General features: G+C 41.3%; 19 protein-coding genes. 9 read left to right on the top strand and 10 right to left on the bottom strand.

From position 1 onward, the window contains the following. Window positions 1-359: 359 nt before the first annotated feature. Window positions 360-1172, bottom strand: a complete 813-nt coding sequence (locus VY86_RS15395) for a 2OG-Fe(II) oxygenase family protein (protein ID WP_046975608.1) — start codon at window positions 1170-1172, stop codon at window positions 360-362. Between the two features lie 773 nt (window positions 1173-1945). Between VY86_RS15395 and sanA the strand changes: the two genes are divergently transcribed. Next, on the top strand, window positions 1946-2686 hold the full coding sequence (gene sanA / locus VY86_RS15390) for an outer membrane permeability protein SanA (protein WP_046975607.1): 741 nt from the start codon (window positions 1946-1948) through the stop codon (window positions 2684-2686). Here sanA and yeiB read toward each other — a convergent pair. The 4 genes from yeiB to VY86_RS15375 are packed head-to-tail and all read right to left on the bottom strand — an operon-like array spanning window position 2658 to window position 5880. Further along, the gene (yeiB, locus tag VY86_RS15385) at window positions 2658-3803 is read right to left on the bottom strand and encodes a DUF418 domain-containing protein YeiB (RefSeq protein WP_046975606.1); all 1146 of its coding nucleotides are present in this window, start codon (window positions 3801-3803) and stop codon (window positions 2658-2660) included. The genes sanA and yeiB overlap by 29 nt on opposite strands. A 21-nt stretch (window positions 3804-3824) precedes the next feature. After that, window positions 3825-4484: a GTP cyclohydrolase I FolE gene (gene folE / locus VY86_RS15380; protein WP_046975605.1), complete on the bottom strand. Its 660-nt coding sequence runs from the start codon at window positions 4482-4484 to the stop codon at window positions 3825-3827. Continuing rightward, window positions 4468-4677: a hypothetical protein gene (locus VY86_RS24880; protein WP_158019974.1), complete on the bottom strand. Its 210-nt coding sequence runs from the start codon at window positions 4675-4677 to the stop codon at window positions 4468-4470. Before VY86_RS24880 ends, folE begins: the two co-directional genes overlap by 17 nt. Before the next feature lie 15 nt (window positions 4678-4692). After that, the gene (locus tag VY86_RS15375; protein ID WP_046976906.1) at window positions 4693-5880 is read right to left on the bottom strand and encodes a YbfB/YjiJ family MFS transporter; all 1188 of its coding nucleotides are present in this window, start codon (window positions 5878-5880) and stop codon (window positions 4693-4695) included. Between the two features lie 250 nt (window positions 5881-6130). Between VY86_RS15375 and VY86_RS15365 the strand changes: the two genes are divergently transcribed. The 4 genes from VY86_RS15365 (at window position 6131) to moeB (ending at window position 9540) form a co-directional block, all read left to right on the top strand. After that, window positions 6131-6877, top strand: a complete 747-nt coding sequence (locus VY86_RS15365; RefSeq protein WP_046975603.1) for an SDR family NAD(P)-dependent oxidoreductase — start codon at window positions 6131-6133, stop codon at window positions 6875-6877. A 162-nt stretch (window positions 6878-7039) separates the two neighbouring features. After that, on the top strand, window positions 7040-7477 hold the full coding sequence (locus tag VY86_RS15360; RefSeq protein WP_046975602.1) for a GNAT family N-acetyltransferase: 438 nt from the start codon (window positions 7040-7042) through the stop codon (window positions 7475-7477). Between the two features lie 69 nt (window positions 7478-7546). Further along, the gene (moeA, locus tag VY86_RS15355; protein ID WP_046975601.1) at window positions 7547-8788 is read left to right on the top strand and encodes a molybdopterin molybdotransferase MoeA; all 1242 of its coding nucleotides are present in this window, start codon (window positions 7547-7549) and stop codon (window positions 8786-8788) included. After that, window positions 8788-9540, top strand: coding sequence for a molybdopterin-synthase adenylyltransferase MoeB (gene moeB, locus VY86_RS15350; RefSeq protein WP_046975600.1), 753 nt, complete (start codon window positions 8788-8790; stop codon window positions 9538-9540). Before moeA ends, moeB begins: the two co-directional genes overlap by 1 nt. Before the next feature lie 65 nt (window positions 9541-9605). Here the strand turns inward: moeB and VY86_RS15345 are convergent, their stop codons facing one another. From VY86_RS15345 to VY86_RS15330, 4 genes are all read right to left on the bottom strand, one after another. Next, window positions 9606-11177 (bottom strand): ABC-F family ATPase, encoded by a 1572-nt coding sequence (locus VY86_RS15345; protein ID WP_420800629.1) that lies wholly within the window; start codon window positions 11175-11177, stop codon window positions 9606-9608. Window positions 11178-11382: 205 nt separating this feature from the next. Beyond that, entirely contained in the window at window positions 11383-12540 is a 1158-nt protein-coding gene (locus VY86_RS15340; protein WP_046975598.1) for an iron-containing alcohol dehydrogenase, read from the bottom strand. A 52-nt stretch (window positions 12541-12592) separates the two neighbouring features. Then, on the bottom strand, window positions 12593-13630 hold the full coding sequence (locus VY86_RS15335) for an NADP-dependent oxidoreductase (RefSeq protein ID WP_046975597.1): 1038 nt from the start codon (window positions 13628-13630) through the stop codon (window positions 12593-12595). A 122-nt stretch (window positions 13631-13752) separates the two neighbouring features. Then, complete coding sequence (locus tag VY86_RS15330; protein WP_046975596.1) at window positions 13753-14352, bottom strand: TetR/AcrR family transcriptional regulator; 600 nt, start codon at window positions 14350-14352, stop codon at window positions 13753-13755. Between the two features lie 1109 nt (window positions 14353-15461). On the opposite strand from VY86_RS15330, the gene VY86_RS15325 reads away from it, so the two are divergent. Beyond that, window positions 15462-15872: a hypothetical protein gene (locus VY86_RS15325; protein WP_046975595.1), complete on the top strand. Its 411-nt coding sequence runs from the start codon at window positions 15462-15464 to the stop codon at window positions 15870-15872. A gap of 137 nt (window positions 15873-16009) precedes the next feature. On the opposite strand, the gene VY86_RS15320 is transcribed toward VY86_RS15325, so the two are convergent. Beyond that, complete coding sequence (locus tag VY86_RS15320) at window positions 16010-16573, bottom strand: LOG family protein (RefSeq protein ID WP_046975594.1); 564 nt, start codon at window positions 16571-16573, stop codon at window positions 16010-16012. A gap of 482 nt (window positions 16574-17055) precedes the next feature. Between VY86_RS15320 and rhtA the strand changes: the two genes are divergently transcribed. The 3 genes from rhtA to VY86_RS15305 all read left to right on the top strand — a co-directional run bounded on the left by rhtA (window position 17056) and on the right by VY86_RS15305 (window position 19233). Further along, the gene (gene rhtA / locus VY86_RS15315; RefSeq protein WP_046975593.1) at window positions 17056-17946 is read left to right on the top strand and encodes a threonine/homoserine exporter RhtA; all 891 of its coding nucleotides are present in this window, start codon (window positions 17056-17058) and stop codon (window positions 17944-17946) included. Between the two features lie 339 nt (window positions 17947-18285). Beyond that, the gene (gene dps / locus VY86_RS15310; protein ID WP_046975592.1) at window positions 18286-18792 is read left to right on the top strand and encodes a DNA starvation/stationary phase protection protein Dps; all 507 of its coding nucleotides are present in this window, start codon (window positions 18286-18288) and stop codon (window positions 18790-18792) included. Between the two features lie 219 nt (window positions 18793-19011). Then, window positions 19012-19233: an alkylphosphonate utilization protein gene (locus tag VY86_RS15305; protein WP_021325754.1), complete on the top strand. Its 222-nt coding sequence runs from the start codon at window positions 19012-19014 to the stop codon at window positions 19231-19233. Window positions 19234-19292: the final 59 nt, after the last annotated feature.

Raw genomic sequence — 19292 nt, 5'->3', positions numbered from 1 at the left:
CTCGTCCCTGACAAGCCTGGCACAAACCCAGAAGACAGAAACGACGAGCACCTCAGCCTTTAAACCCACTATACCTCTATGCCGCATATTCATTGCGGCATTTTAATATCTGAAAACCCTGCAAGATTCTTTCCTCATATTTCCGCCCACATTAGCCGAAGGTCTATGGCAATTTTCACTAAATTATACTTAACTTATATAGCATTATTTAATTGCACATTCACAGCAAAAAAACAATAGGATGAAGATAATTTACATTCAAGTATTTGAACATAATTTCCATATTTATAGGATTGGGATGTGATACTCCCAATCCCTAAAAAAATATTCCCAACATGCTAATTACATCAATAACATCATTAATTCCATAACATTAGATGTTTATTTGGTGATACTCCGATAAAACTTTGCAATGATATTCTGCTTCCCTCAGAAAAGCTACGAATTGCATGGGGTTTCCTGGTGTTTATTATTATTAAATCTCCCAATTCTGGCTTAATACAAATAGATGGAGGAAGAGAACCCCGCCAATCATGTTCTGAACTATCTTCAATCAACTCGGTAATAGGAATAGCTGGAACATCCCACAACTCTAATTCCCCTCCACTCACAGGTACTTTTATATATATGTTTACAGAAAATTGCCCTAACAAATTGACAGATTGTTGTTGAAGGCCATCAAAGTGAGGTTGTATTTCAGACATGATAGAGAGTTCTGGTCTTCTCATGACCCTGGCAATCCCCACATGCATCTTTTTACCTTCAAAATTTGCAATACTGGCACCCGCAGACCATACTTCATCCAGTTCTAAACGAAATTTATCGAAAGGTGCCAGCATTGGAGCACAGAAATTTCTGACATTTCTTATTGCAGGTAATGCATTCTCAAAATATCTTTTATAACTATCACTATCTTTGGGTTTACCAAATGTCATATTATAAGGCACACCAACTCTATCAACACCGTAATCAACTAAAAAAATTTCATCTCCTTTTTTTAAATCATGAAGATAATGTTCTAGATTTTCATGAGAGAGGAAAAAATCAGAAAGTTTATTTGAAATATGACTATCTACATATTTTTTCACATGGACTGCTAACACTTCATCATTAAATAACTTATCGAGATCACTTTCTTGCAAAGAATTAGATAAAATCACTTCATTTTTCATAAAAGTCACCTTGTTATACTTAACATGATTTTGGAAAACTCTCCTACATAAAAATACACCAGAAAATGTTAATTCCAATATTCTATCCAGTAAAAGCACTTTTAATCAACACGATATTAATCACCAAAATAGATATAGATATATATTTAAGTTATTTTACTAATTCCACATTTAATAATAGTGAAGCTTATGATTGCAATCATTTTATTTTATGAGATTTACTATAACCTTAAAAACAATCAATTTAATATTCAATGATAATTATAATGATAAATAGATAATATAATCCCTCATAAATTCCTGGCAGATCAGAATGGGCATATCTACCGCAGAAAAAGATTCGGCAATATATTATTATTTAACATCAATATTGAGCATAAAGTAAACCGTGTAAAGTCAAAAATAAAATACCAGAATTCATAAGAAGAATATACATATTCTTAACCTGAATATTGTTATCGAGTTTATTTTAATGTCTTAATCTTCCAGTATTTTTTCAATCTCAACATTTGACTGCCCCTTACATTAAGAATCGGGTTTTACAGTATATCCGCAGCCCCTACAACGCCTTAAAAACAGGAAATGAGAAGTCAAGCTACCATATGACACCCTCTGATACGATGCCCGCCGACTGCGGCGGGACAAAATATCAAGAAACAGACAACAAAAAATCACTGTCAGGCTTTTTTCTTATAGAGAAAACTTGCTTCAGAATTTCAGGTAAAGTAGCCTTTAGTCAATATTAGTCATTGATGCATATTAAAGGCAAAAGCATGTGGAAGCGCCTGATAATTAGTCTGTTATTCATCGCAGGGATGCTGACGCTCACAGCTATTGCACTTGACCGCTGGATTAGCTGGAAAACGGCCCCCTATATTTTTGATGACCTCAAAAAACTTCCTGAACGTGAAGTGGGTATGGTGCTTGGTACGTCTAAATACTACCATTCTGGCGCACCCAATCAGTATTATATGTACCGCATTCAGGGTGCAGTTAATGCTTATAACAGCGATAAAATCAAATATCTATTACTAAGTGGCGACAATGCCCAGCAAAGTTATAACGAACCTGTCACCATGCGCAGGGATTTAGTAAAAGTAGGTATTCCTGCCACAAACATCGTGCTGGATTTTGCTGGTTTCAGAACGCTTGATTCGATAGTCAGAACCCGTAAAGTTTTTGACACCAATGATTTTACGATTATCACTCAACGATTCCATTGCGAACGGGCGCTGTTTATCGCTATACATATGGGAATTGACGCTCAGTGCTATGCAGTTTCCACACCTAAAAATATGATTACCGTCCGGTTACGTGAAATAATTGCCCGCCTTGGCGCCTTAACTGATCTTTATATTTTGAAACGCGAACCGCGTTTCCTGGGTCCTTTGATCCCAATTCCTGCTCCGCATAAAATACCAGAAGGTATAACCGATTATCCGGCGGTAACCCCGGAAGAATTGCAGGAAATGGACAAAACCCAGCCTAAGAGGAGCGTGCCAATGCCGCCGTAATATTTCGCCACAGCCATTCTAATGGCCCTTGCTGGTGACAACGTAACCACCAGCATGAAAAAAGAATATTTACGGTCCAAATAAATGGAATAAATGCCAGTAACTCCAGACGGCTGAATTGACCAAATAATCCAAAGTGATAAAACAACACAGTACAGATTAAAGTTTGCAGTAAATAATTACTCATCGCCATTCGTCCAACCAGCCTGAGCCAGCGATTAATTCGCCAGCCTGCAATTACCGGCCAGAAACCATATATCAAAGCCATATAACCCAGTGCCTGAAATGGAATTACCAACTCAGAAAGGATATAGCCAACAATACCTGACCAAAAGTAATCCCAGTTATGCGCATACTGGAGCGCCACAGAGAATATCTGGACAGCAACACTGAGTGGTATCAGCAATAGCGCCACATTTCGATAATGGCTCACCGGAAATTCACCTTTCAGCCAGCCATTACGCACTAATCCGGCACCACATAACATAATGCCGATCAGTTGCCAGCCATACTGAACAAACAGCATGACCATCATCAACATGACCTGATTAAAACGTTCTTCTATTGCCAACCATCCACCACCCGTTTTCCAGAATGTTTCGTATAACATATGGAATTCGGTCGGTCGCCAGGCATCGTTAGATTCACCTCTGGAAAAAAAACCAAGAATAAATAACAGCACTAATCCAATCAGATAAAAAACAACACCGGTCATAAATAACCGGCTATTGGTGCTATTTTGGCTAATCAGATAAAAACTAAAAAAACCGGCCAAACTGTAAGAGAGTAAAATATCACCATCCCAGAACAGGATGCCATGTATCCCGCCAATCAGGGCAAGTATGATTAATCGTGGGTAGTTCCAGACTTTGCCCCTTGGTAGTAGCAACTCCAGTGTTGCACCAAATAAGAAGGCAAAAATACACAGGAATTTTCCCTGAGCAAAGATACTGAGCACAGACCAGATAACCAAATCAGCAGAAGAAGCTGAACTATTATATGCCGGGTTCAAATAAGCCGCGGATGGCAAAGCAAAACCTGAGATATTGAGCAGCAATATCCCCAGAATCGCCAGACCACGAATACTGTCCAGTGAACCAATTCTCTGGCGGGTCATTCTTATATCCCGATGTAAAAATTACAAATGGCGTGTTGTGCGTAAAAACTCCTGACGGGTATTTTGACTGGATTTAAACAACCCCCCTAGGGAAGTCGTTGTCGTGGTACTGGTTACATCACGGATGCCCCGGGCTTTTACACAATAATGGACCGCATCAATAGATACGGCAACATTATTGGTGCCAAGCAGTGTCTGTAATGCAATCAGGATCTGTTGGGTCAGACGCTCCTGTACCTGTGGGCGCTGCGAAAAAAACTGCACAATGCGGTTAATTTTAGATAACCCAATCACTTTATCTTTCGGGATATAGGAAACAGTAGCCTTACCATCAATAGTCACAAAATGATGTTCACAGGTACTGGTTAACGTGATATCATGCACTGTCACCATTTCATCCACTTTCATTTTATTTTCTATCAATGTGATTTTCGGAAAATTACTGTAGTCCAGCCCTGAAAAGATTTCATCAACATACATTTTTGCAATACGGCTGGGGGTTTCCGCCAAACTGTCATCATTTAGATCAAGATTCAACAGTTTCATAATTTCCGTCATATGCTCTTCAATCCGCACTTTGCGCACTTCCGGCGTCAACGCCTGACCACGAAGAGGAGTTTCAAGACCACGAGCTTCCAACGCCGAATGCACAAGCTCAGCTTCTTTACTTAGGGATGACATTATTTTCTCCAAAGGTATTACTTTCCATTATCTGGCGGGTAGTGAAATTGATGTTCCAGTCATTAGTACTATAACTAAGGCAATCTGATATTTCGCGCCACGTTAACATCACGGCCATGATTGGTATAGCACAACCAAGCGTCTGAGCCAACAATTCAGTTCGCTTGGATGTGGGATAAACTGACATTTGCATGTGCGTTTCATGGCGTCACATACGAGTTTCACCGATGGGTTTATTCCTGTTACAAACCAGTAATCCGGCAATCACCAATGTCATCAATGCCACATACAACGCAGGCTCCAGTTTCCCGGTTATCGCAGTGGAAACCGCTGACAGCACCGGCCCAACAAGCTGCCCGATAGCATAGCCTGTAGTCAGCAACCCGGCCATATAACGGCTATGTTCTGGTGCCAGTTCACGCCCATACTGAAATGCCATTTGCACCACGCACATAAAACCACCACCAATCAGCAAAGCGCTTAAGGCCAAGCCACTTATTCCCGGTACAATCTCAGCGATAAGAATCCCCGCGGCCTGGATCCATAAAGTGATCGCCAGCCGGATTTGGGTTGACAGCGTATGACGAGTCAGAATAGCAAAACCGATGCCGATGATTGCGGCACCACCAAATATCGGCCAGACAAACTGAGCAAACAAGCTGCCAGGGAAACGATCACTTGCCATTTGCGAAAGAAAAGTGGCAGGTAAAATATAACCAAACCCCGCCAAACTGTAGCTCCATACCAACCGCTTAATTGCGGGTGTCCAAGTCAGTTTCTTCACCTCAGTCTGTGAACGGTGCAGTTTACCGCTACGAGGCAGATGCCGACTGATATAAACACTACCAATCAACGCCAACATGCCATACAACATCCATGCTTCGGCAGCACTCAGTTGCCATGCCTGAATCCCGACAGCAAGAATACCAGTAAAGAATATCCCGACTCCGGGTCCCGCAAATATGGCAACACCCAACGCAGGACGGTTCAAGCTGGCTAACTGCTCATTTACCCATGCCGCCACCAGCACTAATGTCAAGCCACTTGCCCAACCAATAAAAAAACGGGCGACACTATGCAATATCGGCCCATCCAGCAGTGCAGAGAGCAACGTGATAATGACCACCCCCCATAATCCTGCCCAGAGCCGATATTCAATAAAACAGCGCGCCCGCATCGCATCATAGGAGCCCGCCAGGTATCCCAGATAATTAAAAGCTGCGACGATACCCGCACCGGTCAAACTAAGCTGGGATTCTGCGATCATTAAGGGAACTTGAGGAGTAAAGGTAAAACGTCCAATTCCCATAGCAACAACCAGTGCCAAAAAACCACTCATTGCGATATGAAAAGTCTGATAGCTGTGATTCAACTGGGGAGAATTTAACTTGCTCATTGTCATGAAAACATCATTTTTTAATTTGTTTTTCACAAGCTACAACAAAAATCAAATACAATACACCCTTATGATTAACAAGATCCCCAGAAGAATGTAAATGATTTCTTCCTTCTAACAAAGCATTCAGTAAGTCATGAATTACAGTATCTGGGACTTCACATAATAGCTCAAACGGGTACTGGCAAGCCTCTGCCAGAAATGTATGATTTGTCAAGTTATGTACCCATATTAATTAAGGAGAGTTTTTATGTATAAAGAATTCCAAGGCAAAACAGCAATTGTTACCGGTGGTGGAACCGGTATAGGACGGGCTATCAGTATCATGCTGGCGAAACAAGGTGCTGCTGTGGCAGTTATCTATTCACAAAGTGAACTTGAAGCTCAGGAAACAACAGAATCAATTATCAGGGATGGAGGACAAGCTATAGCGATAAAAGCGGATGTTTCCGACGAATCGGCGGTACAAGCAATGATAAACACCGTCGCTGAAAAATTTAACGGCATCAATTACCTGATTAATAACGCAGGGACAACAAAGCAACTTCAATTTGATGATCTCGACTCTATATCTGACAGTATTTGGGATACCATTCTTGACGTTAACGTGAAAGGCACATTTCATTGTTGCCGGTATGCCGCACCTTATCTTAGGAAAAGGACAGGTAGTGCTATCGTGAATGTCGGTAGTATCTCTGGCGAAACCGGCTATGGTTCTTCTATTCCCTATGCGGTTTCCAAATCAGCCATTCACGGGCTCACAAGATCATTGGCCCGGGCGTTGGCGCCATCAATAAGGGTTAACTGCGTGGCACCAGGCGCGGTCGAAACCAGGTGGTGGAAAGGACTAGAAGAGAAAATGCTAACCCTCTGTACAAATTTACCTTTAGAACGCATCTCAACACCAGAAGATGTTGCAGAAATAACCTTGATGTTACTAAAATCAGAAGCAATGACAGGACAGATCATCAAGATTGACAGCGGTCAAACTTTATAAAAGTTACCTGATAACATGGTAAATATTGATAGCTGGTTGACTTCCGATTCGATCGGACTGACCACAGCGGCCAGCTATTTACTCTAAGTGTTACTCTAAGTGAACGTTAGATAATACACATGCTCATCTTTACCCAAAGAGCGAATTCTCAAAGGATATTGCATGCACATAACCCTTACTGATGTGAATAAAGATAATTATGAAGATGTCTGTAACCTCTCTGTAGCCGATCATCAATATGAATATGTTGCAGACAATACGTGGTCACTCGTTGAATCAAAATTCAACCCCTCATACCAAACACGCACTATTTGCTTAGACAGCAAACCTGTCGGTTTTTTTATGTGGGTGCCCGAGACAGATCAGAGAATATCGATTTGGCGATTTATGGTGGATCAACACTATCAAAACAAAGGTATTGGACGCAAAGCAATGTTGCTGGCCCTTGATGAAATCAGGCGAACAGATGGAGTGGAAGAGATCGAAATCTGTTACAACCCGAATAATCCTGTAGCGCGAAACTTTTACTCCAGCTTTGGTTTCGTTGAAGTCGGTATGGATGAAGACGGTGAAGACATGTTGGCAATGATTAAAGTTTAATATAACTAACGCATGTGATGATCTCTGCCATAATGGTGCTATTACAAAATGCTATCTGGGAGCACCATTATGGATCACTGTCACACCTCTGGATTGATCTCTTTGGAACAAGCGCTGGAAAAACTCCTGACGCAAGTTGCACCACTGACTGACACAGAAACCGTCAATCTCACCCAATCATCAGGGCGGATTACTGCGGCAGATATTATTTCTCCTATCAATGTCCCACCTTTTGCTAACTCAGCAATGGATGGTTATGCCATTCGTCATGCCGATTTGAATGGAAACACGCCCCTCCCTCTGGCAGGAAAAGCACTGGCTGGCGCGCCTTTTCAGGGAGAATGGCCTGCTACAACCTGTATCCGAATTATGACCGGCGCTCCTGTTCCCGCAGGTGCTGATACGGTCATTATGCAAGAGCACACAGAAGTTACTGATGATGGTGTTGTTTTCTCTCAACCAGCCAAACGAGGCCAGAATATCCGTCTGGCTGGCGAAGATATCCCCAAAGACGCGGTGGTATTGCCGGCAGGCAGTAAATTATCCACCGCTCAATTGCCACTGATTGCCTCTTTGGGAATCGCCGAAATCGAAGTGGTTCGCAAATTAAAAGTCGCCATTTTCTCCACCGGTGATGAACTGCAAGCCATCGGCCAGCCACTTAAAGAAGGCCAGATTTATGACACCAACCGTTTTGCTGTTCGCCTGATGCTGGAAAAACTGGACTGCGACGTTATTGATTTAGGCGTTATTGCCGACAGTCCCAAAGCGTTGCGCCATGCTTTCGAAGTAGTAGAACAAAAAGCTGATTTAGTTATCAGCAGTGGCGGCGTCTCTGTGGGTGAAGCAGACTACACCAAACAGATTCTGGATGAGTTAGGCGAAATCAGTTTTTGGAAACTGGCAATTAAACCGGGTAAACCTTTTGCTTTTGGCAAACTGAAAAACACCTGGTTCTGTGGTTTGCCGGGTAATCCAGTTTCAGCTGTCCTTACCTTCTATCAACTGGTGCAACCTCTAATCGCCCGTCTGTCCGGTTTTACAGCATGGCAACCACCAATGCGCCTCCATGCCAAGGTGACTACGCCATTGAAAAAAACACCGGGAAGAACAGATTTTCAACGCGGTATTGTCTCTGTGAATGAACAAGGTGAGCTGGAAGTCCGCACTACAGGACATCAAGGTTCTCATATATTCAGCTCATTCAGCCTGGGTAACTGCTTTATCGTTCTGGAGCGAGAACGTGGTCGGGTAGAAGCTGGCGAAATTGTTAAAATCGAATTGTTCAATCATCTATTGAAAAACGAATAATGACCATTGAACTGACAGACGCAGAAACCCTGCGCTATAACCGTCAGATTGTCCTACGTGGGTTTGATTTTGACGGCCAGGAAAAACTGAAATCCTCGAAGATCCTGATAGTCGGTGCAGGTGGCTTAGGCTGTGCTGCATCTCAGTATCTGACAGCAGCAGGCGTGGGAACAATAACACTGTTGGATTTTGATACCGTTTCTCACTCAAACCTGCAACGGCAGATCCTGCATCGGGATGAACGCATCGGGATGGCTAAGGTACACTCGGCCAAAATAACGCTTCAAGCAATAAACCCGCATGCCACCATCAACACCGTCGATGCATTGCTGGAAGATCAAGCGCTGGATGAACTTATTAGCGAAAATGATGCTGTACTGGATTGCACTGATAATGTGGCGATCCGCGAACAGTTGAATCGCCTATGCCTGGTCAGGAAAACTCCACTGGTTTCCGGCGCTGCTATTCGTATGGAAGGACAATTAACCGTATTTACTTATCAGCCGAATTCCCCCTGCTACCACTGCTTGAGCAGACTGTTTGGTGAAAATAACCTGACTTGTGTAGAAGCGGGCGTTATGGCGCCATTGGTCGGTACCATCGGGACATTGCAAGCCATGGAAACCATCAAATTACTCACTGGATATGGCAAGGTAAGCAGCGGAAAGGTTTTCCTGTTTGATGCCATGACGATGCAATTCCGTGATATTAAATTACTGAAAGATCCCAATTGCGAAGTGTGCAACAGCTAACCATCCACTGATGAAAATAAGTTGCCCCAGTTATCTAAACCGGAGCAACTTATTCTTAAAATCGCTTACTCAGTAATCCCCTGACTTCTCAGGTATTCATCATAAGTCCCTTTAAAATCAATGACTGTATTAGACTTGATTTCCAGAACACGGCTTGCCAATGAGCTGACAAATTGCCGATCATGAGAAACAAATATCAAAGTCCCTTTATACAACTCAAGAGCCAGGTTCAGGGATTCAATGGATTCCATATCCAGGTGGTTTGTTGGTTCATCCATTATCAGAATATTTGGCTGTTGCATCATCAACTTGCCAAACAGCATCCGGCCTTTTTCACCACCAGATAACACCTTAACTTTCTTCTTGATATCATCCTGACCAAACAGCAGACGCCCTAGCACGCTGCGGACGGCTTGCTCGTCATCCCCTTCTCTCTTCCACTGACTCATCCAATCGAAAACCGTCAGATCGCAGTCAAAATCGCCGGCATGATCCTGAGCATAGTAACCAATGCTGCTATTTTCAGACCATTTAACCGTGCCACTGTTTGGTTCTGCTTCACCAACCAGTGTTTTCAGGAAAGTCGTTTTACCGATACCATTAGCACCGATAACTGCCATTTTCTCGCCAACTTCCAGCAACATATTGAGATTTTTAAACAACGGACCATTGTCATAGCCTTTCGTCAAACCTTCCAGTTCCAGAGCATTACGGAATAATTTCTTATCCTGTTCAAAGCGGATATAGGGATTCTGACGGCTGGATGCTTTCACTTCATCCAACTGGATTTTATCAATCTGACGGGCGCGGGAAGTCGCCTGTTTTGATTTGGAGGCATTGGCACTGAAACGGCTGACAAAAGATTGCAACTCCGCAATCTGTGCTTTCTTCTTTGCATTATCCGCTAGCAGACGTTCACGTGCCTGAGTTGCAGCAACCATATATTCATCATAATTGCCGGAGAACAGACGTAATTCACCATAATCCAGATCTGCCATGTGAGTACAAACTGTATTCAGGAAATGACGATCGTGGGAAATAATGATCATGGTGCTGTCCCGATCATTTAACACCTGCTCCAACCAGCGAATGGTATCAATATCCAGGTTGTTGGTTGGCTCATCCAATAACAGAACATCAGGATTAGAAAACAGAGCCTGAGCCAGCAAAACACGCAATTTCCAGCCGGGGGCCACTTCACTCATCGGGCCATAATGTTGTTCTACCGGAATACCCACACCCAGCAACAACTCGCCGGCACGCGCTTCGGCACTATAACCATCCATCTCGCCGTAGGACACTTCCAGATCTGCAACACGATAGCCATCTTCTTCGCTCATTTCTGCCATCGCATAAATACGGTCACGCTCCTGTTTCACTTGCCACAGTTCCGTGTGTCCCATAATCACTGTATCCAGTACAGTGAACTCTTCAAAGGCAAACTGATCCTGACGCAGTTTACCAATACGCTCATTTGGATCCGTGCTGACGTTACCGGCAGTTGGTGTCAAATCGCCACCAAGGATTTTCATAAACGTGGATTTACCAGAACCATTAGCGCCAATCAGACCATAACGGTTGCCGTTGCCAAACTTGACAGAAATGTTTTCAAACAGGGGCTTACTGCCAAATTGCATGGTGATATTGTTTGTACTTAACACTGCATTCGCTCTTAAATTTAGAAACAAAAGGGAAATCGGAAAAAATCGATAGCGGCGCATTATGCCACAATAGAACAACAGTATCGCCTATAGTTATATTTGTTTCTCAGCAAAAGACGGGAGTGTGGCAGGTAAGCAGGTCGCAGAGAGAAGCCCTGGGTTCCCAGGGCATTCCTCCAGCTTAAAGACTTGCTTGCAAGATCTGACGACTAATCTCTAACGTAACATCTCCGTTTTCACCCAGTTGGGTCATTCCGTGAGCTTCTAATTGTGCTATCACACGCTCAATATCATCAACACCAAGGTTGTAATCAGACAAGCGGGTCTGGAGCCCCAAATTCTCAAAGAAACTGCGGGTATGTGCAATGGCTTGATCAATACGTTGTTCTTCATTTCCGCTGGTGATGCCCCAAACACGTTCACCGTACTGCAACAATTTGCCACGTTTGCTTTCCCTGTGAATTTGCAGGTTCGCTGGCAGGATAATCGCAAGTGTTCGTGCATGATCAATACCGTAAAGTGCAGTTAATTCATGTCCGATCATATGTGTGGACCAATCCTGCGGCACGCCTGCACCAACTAAACCGTTGAGAGCAGAGGTCGCAACCCACATCAAATTTGCACGAACATCGTAATCGTCTGGGGAGTTTATTGCCTGAGCGCCAATTTCAATCAGTGTCTGCAATAATCCTTCAGCAAGCCGATCCTGCACCATACCATTGGCAGGGTAAGTCAGGTACTGCTCTATAATATGTATAAAAGCATCAACCACCCCGTTAGCCACCTGACGTAACGGCAAAGTATACGTTTTCGTTGGGTCCAGAATGGAGAACCGAGGGAAAACAAATGAGCTTATCAGGTCCAGTTTAGCTTGTTTTGCCTTATTGGTGATAACAGCAACCTCATTCATCTCTGAACCCGTTGCCGGTAAAGTCAAAACTGTACCAAATGGGAGAGCACCCCGAATATTACGGCCATGTTCTTCCAAAATATGCCAGGGTTCCCCCTCAAAATTCACTGCGGCAGCCACAAATTTAGTACCATCAATCACAGAACCACCACCAACCGCAAGCAGGAAATCCACCTCACTATTGCGTACCAATTCAACTGCTTTCATCATAGTTTCATAAGTCGGGTTAGCTTCAATACCCCCAAACTCCCGGATAGACCGATCAGCCAACGCACGTCTAACCTCATCCAATGTCCCGCTTTTTTCAGCGCTGCTACCACCGTAGAGAATCAATACCCGCGCGTCCCGTGGCACCAGGTCATCAAGACGCCCAATCGTATCTTTACCGAAAATGATTTTAGTTGGATTGTAATACTCAAAATTTCGCATAATTACCTCGCTGGATCAGTTAGATATAATCCTTTAACGTTCTTCGCAGAATTTAATTATCGGGGCCGACACGAACAACTAACTTACCGAAATTACGGCCTTGCAATAGTCCAATGAATGCCTCTGGAGCGTTTTCCAAACCTGACACTACCTCTTCGCGGTATTTGATCCGCCCTTCGGCAAACCAAGTGGATATATCACGCCAGAACTCACCGAAACGTGGAGCGTAGTCATCAAAAATAATGAATCCTTGCATCCGAATTCGTTTTCGCAGCAATTTATCCATCAACAAAAACAAGCGATCCTGCCCTTCCGGTAAGCTCGTAGAGTTGTAGTAAGACGCCATGCCGCAAACCGGAACGCGGGCAGAGGTATTCAGCAACGGTAAAACGGCGTCGAATACCTTGCCGCCGACATTCTCAAAATAAATATCAATTCCCTGCGGACAAGCCTTGGATAACTGGTCGGCAAAATCTGGATCATGATGGTCAAGACAGGCATCAAATCCCAACACATCAACAGCATAGCGACATTTTTCTACACTACCCGCTACGCCAACGACATAACAGCCTTTGAGCTTACCGATTTGACCAACCGTTGCACCAACCGGACCCGTTGCCGCAGCGACAACCAAGGTTTCACCGGCTTTGGGCTGGCCGATATCCAGCAACCCCATATAAGCAGTAAAACCAGGCATACCCAACACACCTAATCTATAGGATGGATGAACAGGAGATTGTCCCAAGTTGATGAGACCGCTACCATCGGAAACGGCATAATCCTGCCAACCGCTATACGCCAGTACCCAATCACCAGCCTGATATCTCCGATGATTTGAAGACACCACGCGACTCACCGTTGAACCCACCATAACGTTATTCAGTTCCACCGGCGGAGTATAAGATGGCGTATCACTCATTCGCCCACGCATATAAGGATCCAACGAAAGAAAAACAGTGCGTAACAGCAGTTCTCCTTCCTTAATCTCAGGAATAGGTTGCTGTTCCAGACGAAAATCAGTGGATATCGGGAAACCATGCGGACGTGAGGCCAGTACGATACGGCGATTTATTTGTTGCGTTTGAAACATTTATATTCTCCTTCAACATTAAAGTCAGTATCATCGGGATACCCAAAGAGTAGACCAGTCGTCTAATCATTAAGTATAAAAAAACACGGGTGAATAGTGATTTCCAACAGTGTTTTTATTTGTTATGCATTCAACAATCGCTTCGTGGTAACCATAGCGCTCTGTAGCGGTGCACTACTTTGTGTGATCTTCGCCATCAGGCTCGCCCCTAACCAAGTCTGATACAACATTTCAGCCAGCGGAAAGGTTTCTTCAGCAGTACACTCCAACCCACCTTCACTGGCAACTCTTTCTACTACAGCAGCAAGGCGCATGATGATATTTCTTGTACCATTTTCCAGCACCAAACGCATCGCCACGGAAAGATCACTGACTTCAGCGCCAAGCTTGACTACCAGACACCTTTGTCCACAGACAGTACCGTCTCCCAAAGGCTCCAACCAGCCCTGCCAGTATTGCACCAAGTTCTCTTTAGCACTCCATTCTTTACGCGCCATGATGTTATCCATTCTTTCGAGATAGTGCGTAAAGTAATCTTCAAGCATAGCCGCGCCAAACACCTCTTTCGACGCAAAATAATGGTAAAACGAGCCTTTCGGCACTTCTGCCGCTTTGAGAATTTCATTGAGTCCAACAGCCGAAAAACCTTTACATCCAATAACTTGCTGGGCAACTTCCAGGATGTGCTGACGGATATCTTGGGGGGTTCTATTTGTTTGCATAGATATAACCTATACTTAATTAGACCAGTCGTCTACAATTTAAATGAAATTTTTCTGTCAGCAAAGAGATTAGAAAATTCTCTTATAAATACTAATTACTACCATTTTCTTACTGATTTATTACTCGACTCTTAAGCATATGTTGCGACAAAATATCATCAATAGAATAATGTATTATTAAGAATGCGCTATTAACTGCTTTGATGACTCACGTTGAATCATAAAACGATATCGTTATATGATTTTATTTAATGTCGAATGCACTCTCAAATTAGACACAAGAAGGAAATAAGATAAACCAATAGTGGCATATTACATCGAAAATAAACATATTAAGTATTAATGACGTTGAATTTACAATAATTTTTTCTTTATTATGATATTTTCATCAACAATATGATAATACCAATGGTGAATATAATTTTGGCTCATTATCAAAATATCTGTTAATCAATAAATCGCTGAACAATAATCAAAGTTTATTGAATTAGGATATACGATTACAATTATGTAGAAAAAAATACAATCCATCACCAATTTTTCCCATCAGACATTACAACGCATTAACATTTCATCAATTCAGCGATGAATTAACGCTCAATAAGTAATGAAGTCAATATTAGTCAATTATAAACCTGACAATCTATTTTTGTTTGCCATTACAATTATTTTACATATTAACCATTAAAAACATAGACATATTTTATCATCTATATCTATGTTTTTAAGTATAAAGATATAATTAATCTCTTATTATTTTATAACAAAACTCAGAGGGTAAAAAAATTGACATTTATCCGAGAGAAAAGGTATCTTTAAAAAACACCGAAATTACAGAAAATTTATTTTAACAAATGATTGGTTGTTAATTTTAACTTGTTAAAAAGATAAAAACCGACACTGACATTTGTAATATTGAGTTAAAAACCAAAATATAAATAAATTAACTTTTAGGAAGAGTTATGAAATGGAATTCTAATGAAAGGTAAAAAAATAGTCATAAAATATGATTAAAAAATTCGGTTCCACGCCAAAGTGTTTTATATAACCATAATGGGTTAAATTAAGATTTTGGTATTTAATAAGTATTTTTTATAAGAGGTAATATTATGTCAGAGATTGAAGCGATTTCATTAAAAGCACCAATCAGTGTTATTGCAAAAGTAACTAACAAATCAGTATATAAGCTTAAACTTATTCAGGATTCTATCCGTTTGGATCAGGGTGAGTGGACAACTCTCCCTCCGCAAATAATTAATAAAAGCAGTGATAACACCGCAGGAAAAGGCATTTGGAGAAGTGATTCAAACAGTCTGCTAGGTGGTGTTGCAGGGCGCTGTACTTATGTATTTGTAGACAGTAAAGGTGAAATTTACAGTATTTATATTACATGGAATAACCCGCTGATCGGAAGCAGCAGCTACTCAATATCAACAGACTATGAAGGTGATGATTTACATTTATCTTACTCAGCAGAGAATGGTAATAATCCAATCGTAGAATATACTATTGTAAGCTAATGCTTAATCATTAATATTAACAACCATTCCTGTAGGATATATTTAAATTAATATCTTCCCAACAGGAATGGTTTATTTATTTTGAGAGATATCTTAAGCAAAGATTAACCCTCATCATTCTCTCATTTATTTTTAATTTAATACGTTTTTACAGATGGTGCTCGATAAGCGTTAAAACGATCAAGCAAGACAGCAGGATCTTGTTCGACTATTGCCATATGGCGATATTTTTCATGCAAGAATTGTTCATCAGCCATTTTATTAATCATGGCAATCAGTGGATCATAAAAGTTATTGATATTCAGGATACCGCAAGGCTTAGTATGCAACCCAATCTGACTCCAAGTAAATACTTCACTGAACTCTTCCAATGTGCCAAAGCCTCCAGGCAAAGCAACAAAACCATCAGCTAACTCAATCATCTTATTTTTACGCTGATGCATAGTTTCAACAACGTATAATTCGGTCAGATTTTTATGTGATATTTCGCGTTCTTCCAATAATGTAGGAATAACACCGACAACTTTACCGCCAGTTTCCAGAACAGTATCAGCAACAGTTCCCATAATACCCACACTGGCCCCACCATAAATCAGCGTAATATCACGCTTAACTAACTCCTTTGCGAAGATAATGACATTTTCTTTATAGATTTCAGATATCCCCAGGCTTGAACCACAATAAACGGCAATACTTTTCATTATCTAAGCTCCTGTGACTTCATCTTTACGGTGAAAGATGATTGATTATACATTAGTATCACTATCATACAACTCACTTATGCACAAAGATAATTTAAATTAAAAAAACCAAGAAAAACAAAATAACCTAATATAATGAAAAAGGCAGATAGGAATTACTTTATAATAATATACGATATTAGTTTAGTAGCAATCGTAATTTATGCTTAACTATTATAGCATAAAACAAAGCCTAATTCAGATTACCATGGGATTTTCATCACCTGCAATCCCTAAATTTTCAATATGTTAAAATGCAATATAAATTTTTTCAGGGTTATACACCAATAATAAAAAATAATTTCACTATCCCGATGCAGTATAATCTTAATAAATGAAAAATATTTCTCTAAAATTATATTATCTAAACCTATTGAGTTATCTGCATTTCACTGCGAAGATTACCGGCCAGATCACTTGATTTTAATTGAGGTTTTGCCCGGATGTCTTCTTCCAAGCTCCAAAAGAGTGCCTTTCCGTTAATACCTGTAATATTGTTACTACTTGCCATGACATCAATTCAAGGTGGTGCTTCCCTTGCCAAAACGCTGTTTCCAGTTATCGGCGCACCTGGCGTTACCGCTTTGCGGCTAGGTCTTGGAACTATCATTCTGTTCATTATTTTTAAACCCTGGCGCCTGAGTTTTCGCCGAGATTCAATTATGCCACTGCTTACCTATGGTATTGCTCTTGGAGCAATGAACTATACATTCTATATGGCACTGACAACCATTCCTTTAGGTATCGCCGTCGCTCTTGAGTTTACCGGCCCATTGGCTGTAGCCATGTTTTCATCACGCAGGCCAATAGATTTTCTCTGGGTCGCGCTGGTTATCGCTGGTCTGGCTTTCCTGTTACCCATTGGCAATAATATTGATGGCTTGGATCCTGTAGGTATTATTTATGCGCTCAGTGCGGGTGTTTGTTGGGCACTGTATATTATTTTTGGCCAACGCGCTGGAGCGGGTTATGGCGCGGCAACGGTTTCTATCGGTTCATTTATCGCGGCCCTGATATTTTTCCCTGTAGGGCTGATACAAACAGGGCCAGAGCTGTTATTTGATATGTCAATTATCCCCCTGGCACTGGCAATAGCTATTCTATCCACGGCATTCCCATATACACTGGAAATGATTGCCCTAACCCGTTTACCTGCACAAACATTTGGTACTCTGATGAGTCTTGAGCCAGCACTTGGCGCTCTATCTGGTATTGTGTTCCTCAATGAACACCTGACCACTATTCAATGGCTGGCACTGTTTTGTATTATTTTTGCCTCTATTGGTTCTACGTCAACGATTAAGAGAAAACCTAAAATTACCAAGGTCGATTAATCGCTTTATCTAATCGAAATAGAACGAAAACCGGAGTAATTGATAACATAATTCTCCGGTTATTAATCAATATAACCATTATCATTCATCAATAAATAAGTCATACATACCTAAGAAACCATTAGATATTAAGCATAATCCGTAATAATTATCGAAGAAAACCATATCCCTATTAATATATAACCAAATAAATATATTAAACATAATTATTTTATCCAAAACTTTATAATAATGAACTATTGATTTAATAGGAATAAGCTATATGATTTAAAACTAATATTGAGTTACATTCATCTCAATAAATGGGAAGCTCATTATTAATACCAGGGGAAAATTATTATGGGTACTGCTAAATTAGTCAAAACAACACCATCCATACTGCTTTATACTCGTAATGATGTCGATGATAGCGTTAAGCAAGAAACAATTGAAATTTTAAACCATATGGTGATTCAATTTATTGATCTTTCCCTGCTGACCAAGCAGGCACATTGGAACATGCGCGGTAAAAATTTCATTTCCATCCATGAAATGCTGGATAACTTTCGTGCCACGATTATTGAACATCTGGATATTTTTGCAGAAAGAGTTGTACAACTTGGTGGAATAGCTCTCGGAACGGTACAAGAAGTTAATAAAAGCACTTTACTGAGAAGCTACCCAACGAATATTCATGACGTGCAAGATCATCTAAAAGCACTGGCTGACCGTTATGCCATTGTCGCTAATGATATCCGCGAAGCAATTGGTGAGGTTGAAGATGAAAATACCGCGGACATGTTCACCGCGGCCTCCCGTGACCTCGACAAATTCTTATGGTTTATTGAAGCAAGCGTTGAGCAATAAAATATAAAGAGCCGTTACATTAAGAGCTCTGCATTACTCACAACCCCCGTTAACAACAACGGGGGTTGTTTCTTTCTCCCCTTTACCACCCAACTCCGGCACAGAAAAATATCATAAAATACCCTCCATACAGACAAACGTCACCATATCCTTTAAAAACCAGCATTAATTGTCTATAATCCAGATTTATTTTCATAAATAACTTGAGGAAATAATAAAATGGATGCCGAAGTAAAAGATAGCAATGGTACTGTGCTCAATGATGGCGATTCTGTACAGGTCATCAAGGATCTGAAAGTAAAAGGCACATCAGCGACGTTAAAGCGCGGTACTATCATCAAAAATATTCGTCTGAACCATCGCGAAGATGAAATCGAATGTAACGCAGATAAACTCAAAGGCTTGGTATTGAAAACCTGTTTTCTGAAAAAAGTAGGATAAATAGCCTTTTATATCGATTTTATTTGTAAAGGATAAATAAATTACAGTTTTTAGTGGTA

Source organism: Photorhabdus thracensis (assembly GCF_001010285.1).
Classification (GTDB): domain Bacteria; phylum Pseudomonadota; class Gammaproteobacteria; order Enterobacterales; family Enterobacteriaceae; genus Photorhabdus; species Photorhabdus temperata.
This window is presented reverse-complemented; position numbering and strand designations above follow the sequence as displayed.